The sequence below is a fragment of the Rhodococcus sp. IEGM 1307 genome, assembly GCF_030056915.1.
Taxonomy (GTDB): Bacteria; Actinomycetota; Actinomycetes; order Mycobacteriales; family Mycobacteriaceae; genus Rhodococcus_F; species Rhodococcus_F opacus_D.
Window position 1 is genome coordinate 552,774 of the sequence record NZ_JASHKW010000001.1, and the last position, 13,602, is coordinate 566,375.

Sequence of the window (13,602 nt, forward strand, 5' to 3'; positions counted from 1 at the left end):
ACACCAGTGCGAAATCGACATGGCGACGCCGCGTCAGCAGCTCACCTGAGTCGATCACGCCGGATTCGGTCACGGATCAGACTGTAACCGCACGACACGCATTCCGACCAGTCCCATAGGAAATTCTGTGCTCACGGAGTGGGCAGCGCGCGGCACAGGGCGTCGAGAGTGGCCGAGAAACGCGCGGACGACGGCGTGCTGTAGCCGACGACGAGTCCGTCGGACCGGTCCGCGCGACCGTCGGGATGACGGAACGTGCGCAGACCCTCCACTGCGAGACCGAGGGACGCGGCCCGGTCGACGGTGGCCGCCTCGGTCCCGTCGGGAAGTTCGACTACGGCGTGCAAACCGGCCGCGATGCCGGTGACGTGCACGTGTGGTGCACGGGCGGCGAGGGTTTCGACGAGGGTGTCGCGCCGGCGACGGTAGAGGGTGCGCATCCTGCGGACGTGCCGATCGAATGCGCCCCTCTCGATGAAGTCTGCCAGGGTGAGCTGGTCCGTCGAGCTGACCCATCTCTCGTATCCGCCCTTGACTGCCAGAACACGGTCGATCAGGCGTTCCGGCAGCACCATCCAGCCCACGCGGATCGCGGGGGAGAGAGTTTTGCTCACCGTGCCCAGATAGGCCACCTCGTCCGGGGCCAGACCCTGCAGCGCGCCGACGGGTTGGCGGTCGTACCGGAACTCCCCGTCGTAATCGTCCTCGATCACGATCGCGCCCGCCGCACGTGCCCATTCCACGAAAGCCGTTCTCCTGCCGGGATGGAGTGGCCCGCCGGTGGGGAATTGATGAGCCGGGGTGAGTAACGCCGCCGACAGTTGCCTGCCCGTCGCATCCGGGGGTTGCGCTCCGCGGTTGTCGAGGTGCAGGGGGACGGTGGACACGCCGGCATCGCCGAGCAGCTCGCGATGAAGGTGCAACCCATACCCTTCGACGGCGATCGGCCCCTTCACGGCGCGGGCGAGCAACCACAGTCCGTGCCCCGAGCTCGCACTGACCACGATGTGGTCGGGATCGGTGCGCACTCCTCGTGCACGAGAAAGGTATTCGGCGAGAGCGTGACGGAGCTCGGGACGTCCCCGCGGATCACCCGGTCCGAACGCGTCGTTGGGTGCCGCGGAGAGCGCGCGGCGGGCCGACGCCGTCCAGGCGGCACGCGGAAATTCCCCGACGTCGGGAGAACCGGGCATCAGGCTCAACGCCGGTCGGGGCGCCGCCGTGGAGCGGGTGTGCGGACGTCGGGCCGGCTCGCCTGCCCGATCAGCGACCCGGGTCCCCGACCCCTGCCGGGCGGTGAGCCAGCCCTCGGCCACGAGTTCGGAGTACGCCTCGGCGACGGTGTTGCGGGCGATGCCGAGGTCGAGGGCCAGGGTGCGGGACGGCGGGAGGGTCGTGCCTGCGACGAGCCGTCCCGATCGAATCGACTCGCGCAGAGCGGAAACCAGGTTCGCGCGCACCCCCGGCGCCCGTCCGCCGCCGGACGCGGTGAGGTCGAGATGGAGGTCGCGGCCCAGACCCGAATTGGCCCAAGTTTCCATGCACGAATTGAACCATACAGATGGGCTATTTCGCGCTTACTGTTCTCGTATGACCACAACAGAGCGCAAGACCCGCGTCGACCTCGCCCGCAAGGCCCCCACCGTCTACAAGGCGATGATCGCCCTCGACGCCGCGGCACGGCAGGGCCTCGACCCGGAGCTGGTCGAGCTGGTGCTCACCCGTTGCTCCCAGATCAATCACTGTGCGTGGTGCATCGACATGCACACCGCCGATGCCCGCAAGATCGGCATCAGCGAACAGAAGCTGTACCTGCTGGGCGCGTGGGAGGAGGCGCACGGGCTGTACACCGACAAGGAGCGTGCCGCGTTCGCGCTCGCCGAGGCGATCACCGTGCTGACCGACGGCTTCGTCCCCGACTCGGTGTACGAGGAGGCGGAGGAGCACTTCGAGGAGACGGAACTGGCGCAGCTCATCTCGCTGGTGCTCACGATCAACGCGTGGAATCGCATCGCCGTGAGCACGCGGAAGTCCCCGCGGGTGCGCTGATCCCGGGTAACGGACCCGCCGCCTCGCGCCCGCTGCACTGCCGCCCGCTCAGAAGTTTCCGCGGGCGGCTTGTTCGCGTTCGATGGCTTCGAAGAGGGCTTTGAAGTTGCCGATGCCGAAGCCGAGGGAGCCGTGGCGTTCGATGAGTTCGAAGAACACGGTGGGCCGGTCGACGAGGGGTTTGGTGAAGATCTGCAGCAGGTAGCCGTCCTCGTCGCGGTCGACGAGGATGCCGCGTTTCTGCAGTTCGGCGATCGGGGCGCGGACGTTGCCGATCCGGGCCCGCAGGTCGGGGTCCTCGTAGTAGGAGTCGGGGGTGGCCAGGAATTCGACGCCCTCGGCGGTGAGCTGGTCGACGGCGGTGAGGATGTCGTTGGTGGCCAGGGCCAGGTGCTGGGCGCCGGGACCGCGGTAGAAGTCGAGGTATTCGTCGATCTGCGACCGTTTCTTGGCGAGGGCGGGTTCGTTGAGGGGGAACTTGACCCGGTGGTTGCCGTTGGAGACGACCTTGGACATCAGGGCGGAGTAGTCGGTGGCGATGTCCTCGCCGACGAACTCGGCCATGTTCGTAAAGCCCATGACTCGGTTGTAGAAGTCGACCCAGTGGTCCATCTTGCCGAGTTCGACGTTGCCGACGACGTGGTCGAGGGCCTGGAACAGCCGCTTGGGTGCCCCGTCCCGTTTGGTGTGCGACGACGCCCGCTCGACGTAGCCCGGCAGGTAGGGGCCGGTGTAGTTGCTGCGGTCGACGAGGGTGTGGCGGGTGTCGCCGTAGGTGGCGATCGCGGCGAGGCGGACGGTGCCGTGCTCGTCGGTCACCTCGTGCGGTTCGTCGAGGACGGTGGCGCCCTGGGCGCGGGCGTGGGCGATGCACTTGTCGACGTCGGGGACGGCGAGGGCGATGTCGACGACGCCGTCGCCGTGGGTGCGGTGGTGCTCGATCAGGGGGCTGTCCGGGTTCACGGCGCCTTTGATGACGAAGCGGACGGCGCCGGATTCGAGGACGAAACTGTGGTGGTCGCGGTTGCCGGTGGTGGGTCCGGAGTAGGCGACGAGGGTCATCCCGAATGCGGACTGGAAGTAGTGGGCGGTCTGGGTGGCGTTGCCGACCACCCAGACGACGGCGTCCCAGACGCTGACCGGGAACGGGTCGCGGGTGCCGTCGTACTCGACGAGCCCGACCAGTTGCTCGAGCTGGCCGAGGTCGAGACCTGCCAGGCGTTCCTTGTCGGTGAGAGTCTGCTCGATCGTCATGATGGTGCCTTTCCTGGCAAGGGTTTTCGGATACCGGGGATTGTGCGTGCGACTGCGCACCGGGGGAGTGGCGAATGCCTGACACAGAGGTAACCGGGCCCCGATCCGGTCGTCAACCGACACCCGGACAACTAGCCGCATCGACGGATGCGGGTGGTCGCGCACCGGCTTTCCTATACAATCTGAATACTTCAATGGGGCAATAGAAATGGACTGCGATGGTTGCGCGGAGTGAGATCGGCGTCGGAGTGCTCGCCCGTGCGGTGGCGATCCTCGACGTCGTCGAGTCGAGCCCGATGGGCGCGAGCGACCTCGCCCGTGAACTCGACCTGTCCCTCTCGACCACGTACCGGCTGGCGACCGACATGGTCAAGCACGGCCTCCTGCGCAAGGATCAGGAAGGCCGTTTCTATCTGGGGCAGCGATTCGTCACCACGGCGTTGAGCGACCTCGCGATCCCGGCGCTGCGGGAATTGAGTGAAACGACAGGGGAATCCGCGCAGTTGTGGGTTCGCCGGGGCGAATCCCGTCTCTGCGCCGCGAGCGTCGATTCCCAGCACGAACTGCGGGTGGCACTGCCAGTCGGAACGTTGGTCCCGCTACCCCAGGGGTCGAGCGGCCACGTGCTGTCCGGAGACTGGGAGGCCGACCCCGAAGCCGTGAAATCGGGTTGGTGGGTGTCGGTTTCGGAACGGACACCGGGATCCGCGTCCATCAGTGCGCCGGTCCGCAGGCACGGCGAGATCGTGGCCGCCGTCTGCGTGTCGGGTCCCGAGGGGCGGATGGGGAAGAACCTGGGTGCGTCGATGGGCCGCGCGGTCGTCGCTGCCGCGCGGCAGATCGAGAAATCCGTCCCGGGCGACTGAGTCGCTCAGGCGATGTCGAACGTGGTGACGTCCGCCGACCGATGTTGCTGCGCCAGTTGACGGTAGACCGCGGCGTTGGCGGCGTTGTGGGCCACCTCGTCGTCGGTCAGTTCGCGACGCACCTTCGCGGGCACGCCGGCGACGAGTGAGCGCGGCGGAATTCGCGTGCCCTCGAGTACCAGCGCGCCGGCGGCGACCAGCGACTGCTCGCCGATCACCGCTCCGTTGAGGACGGTGGCCCCCATGCCCACGAGGGCGCCGTCTCCCACGGTGCAGCCGTGCAGGACGGCGTTGTGCCCCACACTGACGTCCCGGCCGACGACGACGGGGAAGCCCGGGTCGACGTGAACGGCCACTCCGTCCTGAATGTTGCTGCCCTCGCCGAGGGTGATGGAATCGCAATCGGCACGCAGCACCGCGCCGTACCAGACGCTGGTCTCCGCGCCGAGTGTTGCGGCGCCGATCACCGCGGCGGTCGGCGCGACCCACGTGGTCTTCTCCGCGCGCGGCGAACGTCCATCGATCGCAACGACGTGTGGTTCTCTCACCGTGTTCTCCTCCTGTCGAGCAGCAAATTCCTGCTGCATTTCGCAGCATCCCGTCGTCCATTGTCGTGTGGCGCGGACTCCGGGCATTGCCAATTGTGACTGCTACCACTACCGTCTTTCTTATCAGACGGGAATCTAACTGCCAAATAATGAGAATCCGCAGGTAGGAACCCAGTCGTCATCCAGTACAGATCGACGAGGGAGAACTCTCACATGCAGGTCCCAGAGAACGGCCCACTGCACGGCATCCGTGTGCTGGAACTCGGCAACTTCATCGCAGCCCCCATGGCGAGCCGCATCTTCGCCGACTTCGGCGCCGAGGTCGTCAAGATCGAGCGACCGGGCGTCGGCGACGAACTGCGGGGCTGGCGGCGCCGCCGCGGCGCGACGTCGATGATGTTCCGCACGATCGCGCGCAACAAGCGGTCCGTCACCCTCGACCTCCGGACCGACGAGGGCCGCGCGATCATTCTCGACCTCGCCGCGAAGTCGGATGTCGTCATCGAGAACTTCCGTCCCGGAACGCTCGAGCGGTGGGGAATCGGGCCCGACCAGCTGACGGCCGCCAACCCCGACATCGTGCTGGTCCGGATCTCCGGCTACGGGCAGACGGGCCCGTACCGGGAGCGCACCGGCTTCGGCGGCGTCGCCGAGGCCTTCGGTGGACTGCGGCACGTCACCGGCTATCCGGACCGTCAATCGGTCCGGGCGGCCGCCCCCATCGCCGACACGCTCGCCGGACTGCACGGCGCGATCGGCGCCCTGATGATGTTGCTGGCCAAGGCAAGGCAGGGCGATCACTCGACCCCGCGCGTCGCGGACGTGGCCCTCTACGAATCGGTGTTCATGGCGATGGAATCCCTCGTCCCCGACTACGACGCGTACGGCATGGTCCGAGAACGGACCGCGGGCAACCTGCCCGGCGTGGTGCCCAGCGGCGTCTATCCATGCGACGGTGGCTCCGTCATCATCGCCGGCAACTCGAGTGGCGTGTTCGGCCGGTTGATGCAGGCCGTGGGGCGCGGCGATCTGGCCGACGATCCCGAGCTCGCCGACGGTGATCAGCGATTCCGTCGGGAAACCGAACTCGACGAGGCCATCTCGTCGTGGACGTCGGTGCGTCGCCCCCGCGACGTCGTCGCCGAACTCGGTGCCGCCGGTGTGCCCGTGGGCGAGGTGTACGACGCCGTGCAGATCGCCGACGACGAGCACTACAACGCCCGCGGCATGCTGCAGAGCCTGAAGGTGTCCGTCGACGGGGAACCCGAAGAGGTGCGCTTCCCCGGAGTGGTCCCGCAACTCGACGGCGAACCCACGCAGATCCGCTGGGCCGGCCCCGAGCTGGGTGAGCACACCGACGAGATCCTCGGCGGATTGCTGAATCTGTCGGGTGATCAGCTCGACGACTACCGCGCCCGCAACGTCATCTGAACCGGAGGAAAGTGAAATGTCAGTCACCATAACGGATGTCGTGCTGCGAGACGGACTGCAGGACGAGGATGTCGTCGTCTCCACCGACCACAAGATCGCCGTCGCGGACGCCCTCGTCGCCGCCGGTGTGAAGCACATCGAAGCGGCATCGTTCGTCTCACCCACGCGTGTCCCGCAGATGGCGGACGCCGACGACGTCATCGCCCGGCTGCCCCGCACCGACCCGTCGGTCACGTACAGCGCTCTGGCACTCAACCCCCGCGGGGTGCACCGTGCGATCGCGACCGGCATCGACGAGATCCAGGTCGTGACGTCCGCCAGCGCCGGGCACAGCACGGCGAACACGGGCCGGAACCCGGACGAGGCGCTGCACGGACTTGCCGAGGCATTGCAGAAGTACCCGGACCGGAGTTTCCTCGGAGGTGTGTCGACCGCGTTCGTCTGTCCGTTCGAGGGCATCATCGCCCCCGCCACACTGGTACGGGTGGCCAGCGCGATGGCCGCAATGGGTGTGCGCCGGCTCGGGCTGGCCGACACGCTGGGGACGGCCACCACCGAGCAGGTGCTCGCATCGGCCGGGGCGGTACGCGACGCCCTCCCCGACATCGAACTGAGCCTGCACCTCCACAACGCGCACGGTCAGGCCCTGGGCACCGTGATCGCCGCGCACCGGCAGCTCGGCATCACGTACTTCGACAGCGCCATCGGCGGGTACGGTGGCTGCCCGTTCGCGCCCGGCGCCCACGGCAACCTCGCCACCGAGGAACTGGTCGCGCACCTGCACGCGCACGACATCGACACGGGTATCGATCAGCAGGCCCTCGGCCTCGCCGTCGACACCGTGAAACACGCTCTGGCCCAAGCTCGGCCCCTCACCGCAGTGTGATCTGCGAACTCACCTCGAAAGGCCGACCATGGTCTACACAATCTCCATCGTCGCTCTGATCGCGATCTTCACAGTGGCGACCCTCACCCCGATCAACATGGGCATCCTCGCGTTCGCCGGAGCGTTCGTCATCGGCGGCTGGGTGTCCGGGATCCCGGTCGAGGACATCATCGACGCCTTCCCCGGCAGCACGTTCATCATCGTCGGCGGCATCACGCTACTGTTCGCCATAGCCAAGACGAACGGGACCATCGACCTCGTCATCGAGGCCTCGCTCCGACTCGTGCGCGGCAGGCGGTGGGCGATCCTGTGGATGATGTTCCTGCTGTCCGGACTGCTGATGGCCCTCGGGTCCGTCCTCGCGGTCGGGATGCTCGCCCCCATCGCGATGCCTCTCGCGGCCAAGAACAAGATCAACCCGTTCCTGATGGGTATGGTCATCAGCCACGGTGCCCTGGCCTGCGCGTTCTCACCCATCAATCTCTACGGCGCATTCATCAACGGACTGATGGACTCGACCGGCGTCGGATCGAATCCCCTGGTCCTGTTCGCTCTGCCGTTCGTCCTCAACCTGGCCATCGCGATCGTGCTGTTCCTGATCTACGGCCTCGACCTGATCGGTCGCCGCACTCCCCGCCCCGTCGAGGAGACGCCCGACGGCGGAGGATTCGGCGGTTCCTCGCGCCGGCCGTCCGGGGGCGTGGCGTCGGGCAACGGCCCGGGCGGGAACACCGCGACTCTCACCGATCGCGAGGTCATCGAGGAGGCGCTGATCCACGAAGGCGTGAAGCCGGTGAAGATGAATCGGTACCGGTTCGCGACGCTCGCCGGCATCGGCTTTCTCGTCGTCGGGTCGGTCGCGTTCGGAATCGACGTCGGCGTCAGCTCGATCTGCATCAGTGCGGTGCTGCTGCTGATGGCGCCCAAGTCACACCCCAAGGTCATCGACAACGTGGCATGGCCGGCCGTGGTGCTCGTGTGCGGGATGCTCACCTACATGGCGGTCATGACGCAGAACGGCACGCTCGACTTCCTCGGCGATGCGGCGTCGGCTCTCGGATCGCCGTTGCTGACCGCGTTGATCCTCTGCTACGCGGTTGCGATCATCTCCGCGTTCGGATCGTCGATCGGTACCCTCGGCATCGCGTTGCCCCTCGCCGCGCCGATGCTCGCGATGGGAGAGGTCGGCGCCGTGGGATTCGTCGCGGCCCTGGCATTCTCCGCGACGGTGGTCGACGTCAGCCCGTTCTCGACGAACGGCGTGATGGTGCTCGCCAACGCGCAGGTCGAGGACAAGGGCCGTTTCCAGCGCAAGATGCTCGCCTACTGCGGTCTGATCGTGCTGTCGTCCCCGATGTTCGTCTGGGCACTGGTTGTCGTGCCCACGTCCGTCTAGGTCCGACCGGCCGTGCCGGTCACCGTTTTCCCTCGGTGACCGGCACGTCTCACAGTGTGAGAGCGGGCGACGTGAACTTTGTGAACTTTAAGCTTCATGTAATGGACTGTTGTCCAATAGTTTTCGATTCAACTGGGTGAAAAGTGCTGTCACAGTGACACATGCCACAAGACCCCGTCCGTTTCGGGCGTTTCGTCGTTCTCCGCCCGTAAGGTGTCGTCATGTCGATCCTCGAGAACGAGAAAGCACCCCCATCCGGTGCACCCGCCCCCGGACCGACCCTCGGCGAAAGGTTGCGAGATAACGCGCGATACGACCTACCCGCGTCGCTCGTCGTCTTCCTCGTCGCACTACCACTGTCGCTCGGTATCGCGATCGCGTCCGACGCCCCGATCATGGCGGGGCTCATCGCGGCGATCGTCGGCGGTGTTGTGGCGGGTTCCATCGGTGGCTCACCACTCCAGGTCAGCGGTCCTGCTGCCGGATTGACCGTGGTGGTAGCAGAATTGGTCGCCACGTTCGGCTGGAAGGCCACGTGCGCGATCACCGTCGCGGCCGGATTCCTCCAAATCATCTTCGGGCTCAGTAGAATTGCCCGTGCGGCCCTTGCCATCGCGCCGGTCGTGGTCCACGCCATGCTGGCCGGTATCGGAATCACGATCGCCCTCCAGCAGATTCACGTCCTACTCGGTGGTAGCTCGCACAGCTCGACCGTCGAGAACATCACTCAGCTCCCCGGCCAGCTGACGTCCGCCCGGTACGGCGACGTCCTCGTGGGATCGGTGGTCATCGCCGTCCTGCTGTTCTGGAAGAAGATCCCCGGCAAGCTGCAGGTGCTCCCCGGCCCGCTGGTCGCCGTCGTCGCCGCCACCGTTCTGTCCCTTGTCCTCCCACTCGACATCGATCGAATCACGTTGGACGGCTCCCTGTTCGACGCCGTGGCACTGCCTTCGATGCCGGACGGCCCGTGGCTCGCAGTGGCCACCGGTGTACTCACCGTCGCGCTGATCGCGAGCGTCGAGAGCCTGTTGTCCGCGGTCTCCGTCGACAAGATGCACGGCGGAACGCGTTCGGAGTTCAACCGTGAACTTGTCGGTCAGGGCTCGGCCAACATGCTCTCGGGTCTCATCGGCGGCCTGCCGGTCACCGGTGTGATCGTGCGCAGTTCCACCAACGTGGCCGCCGGGGCGCGCACCCGGGCGTCCGCCGTGCTGCACGGCGTGTGGATCCTCGTCTTCGCCGCGCTGCTCACCGGACTCGTCGAGCAGATCCCGATGGCAGCCCTGGCCGGCCTCCTGATCGTGATCGGCATCCAGCTCGTCAAGATGGCTCATCTGCGGACGGCCCGGCGCACCGGCGACCTGTGGGTGTACGGCGTGACCGTGGCCGGCGTGGTCTTCCTGAACCTGCTCGAGGGCGTGATCATCGGCCTCGCACTCGCGGTGGTCCTGCTGTTGTGGCGGGTCATCCACCCCAAGATGCGGGCCGAACCCGTCGGCTCCGAGGATTCCGGGCGGTGGCGCGTGACCGTCGAGGGGTCGTGCAGCTTCCTGTCCATGCCGGCGTTGACGGGGATCCTCGCGAAGGTGCCCGAGGGCGCGCACGTCACCGTGGAACTGGCGGTCGACTTCCTCGACCACGCCATGTTCGAGGCGATCGACGACTGGAAGCGTCACCACGAGCGGAACGGCGGAACGGTCGTGATCGACGCGCTCGGTCCCGTCGACATGGACGCCGTCGGCGCGTCGCCGCCCCGGCGCGGCATCGGCGTGGTGAGCCCCCGCGGGTTCGCCCCGTGGAAGAGCTGGCAGCCGCGGCACACCGACACCGAGAACTCCACCACCACACCGGCGGCACTCCGGCCGGTCCTCGCGGGAGTGTCGGAATATCACCGGCGGAACGCGGCTCAGCTGCAACCGCACCTCGACGAACTGCGGGACGGGCAGCGCCCCGACTCGTTGTTCCTCACCTGCTCCGATTCACGCATCGTGCCGAACGTGATCACCAGCAGCGGTCCGGGCGACCTGTTCACGGTGCGCAACGTGGGCAACCTCGTCCCGACCGGAAAGCAGGACGTCTCCGTCGAGGCCGGACTGGCCTTCGCCCTCGACGAACTCGAGGTCAGCTCGGTGATCGTGTGCGGCCACTCCGGCTGCGGCGCGATGAAGGCCGTGCTCGCGAGTGCACCGACCGAGACCGACGGGTCCGATCGCGACGCCGTCGAACAGTGGCTGACGTTCGCGCAGCCGAGCCGGAACGCGTTTCTCAGCGGTCATCCGGTGGCACGGGCAGCGGCCGAACTCGGATTCGACGAGGTCGATCAGCTGGGCATGGTGAACGTGGCGGTCCAGGTGCAAACGCTCGGGCGCCATCCCCTCGTCGGCGCGGCGGCGGCCGAGGGTCGAGTACGCGTCGCGGGAATGTTCTTCGACATTCCGTCCGCGCGCGTACTCGAGATCACCTCGACCGGTGTGTCCTACCTGGACCACGTGCCCACATGAGTCAGAGGAGATGGACCCTCTTGTAGAGGCGCTTGGACGGACCGCCGACGAGGCCGACGCCATCGAGGAACTGCATCAACTTGGAACCGGACGTGCGAACGGTGTCCTTGTAGTGCTGGTTGTTCTTGGCCTCGGCGGCGGCCCGCTCCGGGTCGAGTCCGGCGTTCGCATACACGTCCTTGCGGATCATGCTCTTCATCACGAAGTACACGACCACCGCGGTGTTGAGGCGCTCGAACTGCAGTCGTGCCCAGCTGGCACCCTCGATGCGGCGGCCGACCTCTTCGCGGGCGAACCGGATGTGGCGGGCCTCTTCGAGGACGTGGATCTTGCTCACCGTTCGGGTGACGGGCTGGACGCGCTCGTCCTTCATGAAGTCGCGCTGCATCATGTCGAGGATCTCCTCGGCGGCCATCACGCTGGCGTACGCGTTGGCGCCCCGGAAGAAGCCGCCCCAGATGCGTCCGAGCTTGTGGATCGCGGGGTGCGGGCCGTAGCTCGGCATGTTGAGGCGTTCACCGGCGCGGGCGAACATCACCGAGTGGCGGCATTCGTCGGCCACCTCGGTGAGCGCGAACTGGACGTGGCGCGAGTGCTTGTCCCGGCCGTACACGTCCCGCAGCAGCATCTGCATGAGCAGGATCTCGAACCACAGTCCGACGCTGGAGACGCTGGCGGCCTCGTGCTTGGTGAGCTCGATCTTCTGCTCTTCGGTCATCTCGTCCCACAGGGCGGTGCCGTAGAGCGTGCTCCACTCGGGGGTGAGACCGAACTTGTCGTCGGGGATCGGTGCTTCCCAGTCGACCTCGACCATCGGGTCGTAGGACTTGCGTGCCGACGACGCCAGCAAGCGCTGGGCGGTCTCTTCGCGGTCGGAGACGACGATCGATGCGGTCATCACTACCCCTTGTTCTGTGACTAGGCGGTCAACTAACTGTGACATTCAGTAACTGATACTGAACGATACAATGACGGCGGTCACAAGGGCAACGTCCGATCAGTCGACGTCGGCCAGTTCCTCGTCCTTCCGCGGCGCCGGAGACGACCCTTTCCGGCCCGGCGCCCACACCGCGAGCACCACCGCGGCCGCAAAGCACACGCAGGCCAGGGCGATGGACGCCTCGTCCATTCCCTCGAGGAACGCTTTCCGGGCGAAGCTCGCGAGCTGCTCGCCCTGCGGTCCCGCCGACTGGGCGACGTGCAGCGCGGCGGCCAGGGAACTCGACACGGGCTCCTTCGCGACGTCGGGGACGGCGTCGACGGCCGGCTGGACGTGCCTGCCGTACCCCGCGGCCAAGATGCTGCCTGCCAGTGCGACGCCGATCGCCGCCCCGATCTCGCGTGCCGTGTCGTTGACCGCGGACGCCACTCCCTGTTTCTCATCGGGAGTGTTCTGCACGATTGCGGTGGTGGCGGGTGCCGTGCACAGGCCGATGCCGAACGCGGCCACGACCAGCGGAAGAGCCACCTGGGGGTAACTCGAGTACTCGTCGAGCCGGACCATCAGCAGGATTCCGACACCGAGAATCGCGGCGCCGACGGACAGCAACGGGCGGAGGCCGACATAGGGGAGGACGAACGGCATCCCCGCGGACAGCATCATCACCGGTACCGCGATGGGGGCGAGCGCGAGCGCCGACTCCAGCGGCGAGTAGCTCAGCACCAGTTGCAGGTACTGCACCGCGAAGAAGAAGAGCCCGAGGATGGCGAGGAACTGCATCAGCAACGACATCGACCCCGACCCGAAGGCGCGGTTGGCGAAGAGTCGGACGTCGAGGAGCGGATGCTCGCGGCGCAACTCGACGAGCGCGAACGCCACCGCGGCGGCGACGCCACCCGCCATGAGCCCGACGACGGCAGGGTCCAGCCAGCCGCGGTGCGGCGCCTCGATCGTGCCGAGCACGAACAGGCCCACCGCCGCCGCGATCGTCACGGTGCCGGGAAGGTCGAGCGGCGCCTGGTCGGTCTGGCGTGAGGAGGCGATGGTGAATCCGGTGAGGAAGAGGACGCCGGACACCACGGCGAGGCTCACGAAGATCGCCTTCCACGACCACTGTTCGAGCAGCAGTCCCGAGACCAGCAGTCCGGCGATCGCGCCCGACCCGGCGACACCCGACCAGATGCCGACGGCCCGGCCGCGCTGGGACAGTGGAAAACCGGCGGTGAGCAGCGACAGCGTCGCCGGCATCACGAAGGCCGCGCCGATGCCGGCGACCGCGCGGGACCCGATGATCCACTCCGGGCTGTCGTTCAGGATCGGAATGGCGGCACCCAGGCCGAAGATCAGCAGTCCGAACATGAGGAGGCCGCGGCGGCCGTAGCGGTCGCCGAGTGCGCCGGCGGGAAGCAGGAGTGCGGCGAGGGTGAGGGTGTAGCCGTCGACGATCCAGGTGAGCTGGCTCTGGCTGGCGCCGGTGTCGCGGGCGAGGTCGGGCAGGGCGGTGTTCAGTGCGGCCATCGCCGCAACGACGAGTGCGACCGCGCAGCACGCGACGGTCAGCATCCAGATCTGCCGAAGGGTCCAGCCGGTGGTGTTGCTCTGTTCGGTGTCCTGCGGTGGTGCGGAGTCCCGAGAGCGCACGATGTAATCCCTCCGTGGAAGTAACGAGACTGTCAGTATCGTTGGTAGACTGGTAGTTCACAAGAGGTGCGGCAGTGGCAGGAACGGGCG

The 13,602-nt window shown here is 67.2% G+C and carries 11 protein-coding genes; 6 read left to right on the forward strand and 5 right to left on the reverse strand.

Going from position 1 to position 13,602, the window contains the following annotated elements:
• Positions 1–131 precede the first annotated feature (131 nt).
• Positions 132–1,541, reverse strand: a complete 1,410-nt coding sequence (pdxR, locus tag QM841_RS02570; protein WP_283330799.1) for a MocR-like pyridoxine biosynthesis transcription factor PdxR — start codon at positions 1,539–1,541, stop codon at positions 132–134.
• Between the two features lie 49 nt (positions 1,542–1,590).
• Between pdxR and QM841_RS02575 the strand changes: the two genes are divergently transcribed.
• Complete coding sequence (locus QM841_RS02575) at positions 1,591–2,049, forward strand: carboxymuconolactone decarboxylase family protein (protein WP_283330800.1); 459 nt, start codon at positions 1,591–1,593, stop codon at positions 2,047–2,049.
• A 48-nt stretch (positions 2,050–2,097) separates the two neighbouring features.
• Here QM841_RS02575 and hppD read toward each other — a convergent pair whose 3' ends face one another.
• Positions 2,098–3,303 carry a 4-hydroxyphenylpyruvate dioxygenase gene (hppD, locus tag QM841_RS02580; RefSeq protein ID WP_283330801.1) on the reverse strand — a complete coding sequence of 402 codons (1,206 nt, stop codon included), beginning with the start codon at positions 3,301–3,303 and terminating at the stop codon, positions 2,098–2,100.
• Positions 3,304–3,521: 218 nt separating this feature from the next.
• Here hppD and QM841_RS02585 point away from each other — a divergent pair, with 218 nt between their 5' ends.
• A complete protein-coding gene (locus QM841_RS02585) occupies positions 3,522–4,169 on the forward strand; it encodes an IclR family transcriptional regulator (RefSeq protein ID WP_009478110.1) in 648 nt (215 codons plus the stop codon).
• Between the two features lie 5 nt (positions 4,170–4,174).
• On the opposite strand, the gene QM841_RS02590 is transcribed toward QM841_RS02585, so the two are convergent.
• On the reverse strand, positions 4,175–4,717 hold the full coding sequence (locus QM841_RS02590) for a gamma carbonic anhydrase family protein (RefSeq protein ID WP_196775237.1): 543 nt from the start codon (positions 4,715–4,717) through the stop codon (positions 4,175–4,177).
• A gap of 213 nt (positions 4,718–4,930) precedes the next feature.
• Here QM841_RS02590 and QM841_RS02595 point away from each other — a divergent pair, with 213 nt between their 5' ends.
• The 4 genes from QM841_RS02595 (at position 4,931) to QM841_RS02610 (ending at position 10,931) form a co-directional block, all read left to right on the forward strand.
• The gene (locus tag QM841_RS02595) at positions 4,931–6,148 is read left to right on the forward strand and encodes a CaiB/BaiF CoA transferase family protein (RefSeq protein ID WP_280778527.1); all 1,218 of its coding nucleotides are present in this window, start codon (positions 4,931–4,933) and stop codon (positions 6,146–6,148) included.
• 16 nt (positions 6,149–6,164) lie between these two features.
• Positions 6,165–7,034, forward strand: a complete 870-nt coding sequence (locus QM841_RS02600) for a hydroxymethylglutaryl-CoA lyase (protein ID WP_283330802.1) — start codon at positions 6,165–6,167, stop codon at positions 7,032–7,034.
• A gap of 28 nt (positions 7,035–7,062) precedes the next feature.
• The gene (locus tag QM841_RS02605; protein ID WP_283330803.1) at positions 7,063–8,430 is read left to right on the forward strand and encodes an SLC13 family permease; all 1,368 of its coding nucleotides are present in this window, start codon (positions 7,063–7,065) and stop codon (positions 8,428–8,430) included.
• Positions 8,431–8,651: 221 nt separating this feature from the next.
• Positions 8,652–10,931, forward strand: coding sequence for a SulP family inorganic anion transporter (locus tag QM841_RS02610; protein ID WP_283330804.1), 2,280 nt, complete (start codon positions 8,652–8,654; stop codon positions 10,929–10,931).
• A 1-nt stretch (position 10,932) separates the two neighbouring features.
• Here QM841_RS02610 and QM841_RS02615 read toward each other — a convergent pair whose 3' ends face one another.
• Together QM841_RS02615 and QM841_RS02620 are read right to left on the reverse strand one after the other, a co-directional pair.
• Positions 10,933–11,829 carry an AurF N-oxygenase family protein gene (locus tag QM841_RS02615; RefSeq protein ID WP_005255915.1) on the reverse strand — a complete coding sequence of 299 codons (897 nt, stop codon included), beginning with the start codon at positions 11,827–11,829 and terminating at the stop codon, positions 10,933–10,935.
• Between the two features lie 99 nt (positions 11,830–11,928).
• Complete coding sequence (locus QM841_RS02620) at positions 11,929–13,512, reverse strand: MFS transporter (protein WP_283330805.1); 1,584 nt, start codon at positions 13,510–13,512, stop codon at positions 11,929–11,931.
• Positions 13,513–13,602: the final 90 nt, after the last annotated feature.

What these genes read in the sequence shown, in the direction of transcription:
- pdxR (WP_283330799.1), bottom strand. Translation starts at nt 1,541, where the DNA reads ATGGAAACTTGGGCCAATTCGGGTCTGGGCCGCGACCTCCATCTCGAC.
- QM841_RS02575 (WP_283330800.1), top strand. Translation starts at nt 1,591, where the DNA reads ATGACCACAACAGAGCGCAAGACCCGCGTCGACCTCGCCCGCAAGGCC.
- hppD (WP_283330801.1), bottom strand. Translation starts at nt 3,303, where the DNA reads ATGACGATCGAGCAGACTCTCACCGACAAGGAACGCCTGGCAGGTCTC.
- QM841_RS02585 (WP_009478110.1), top strand. Translation starts at nt 3,522, where the DNA reads ATGGTTGCGCGGAGTGAGATCGGCGTCGGAGTGCTCGCCCGTGCGGTG.
- QM841_RS02595 (WP_280778527.1), top strand. Translation starts at nt 4,931, where the DNA reads ATGCAGGTCCCAGAGAACGGCCCACTGCACGGCATCCGTGTGCTGGAA.
- QM841_RS02600 (WP_283330802.1), top strand. Translation starts at nt 6,165, where the DNA reads ATGTCAGTCACCATAACGGATGTCGTGCTGCGAGACGGACTGCAGGAC.
- QM841_RS02605 (WP_283330803.1), top strand. Translation starts at nt 7,063, where the DNA reads ATGGTCTACACAATCTCCATCGTCGCTCTGATCGCGATCTTCACAGTG.
- QM841_RS02610 (WP_283330804.1), top strand. Translation starts at nt 8,652, where the DNA reads ATGTCGATCCTCGAGAACGAGAAAGCACCCCCATCCGGTGCACCCGCC.
- QM841_RS02615 (WP_005255915.1), bottom strand. Translation starts at nt 11,829, where the DNA reads ATGACCGCATCGATCGTCGTCTCCGACCGCGAAGAGACCGCCCAGCGC.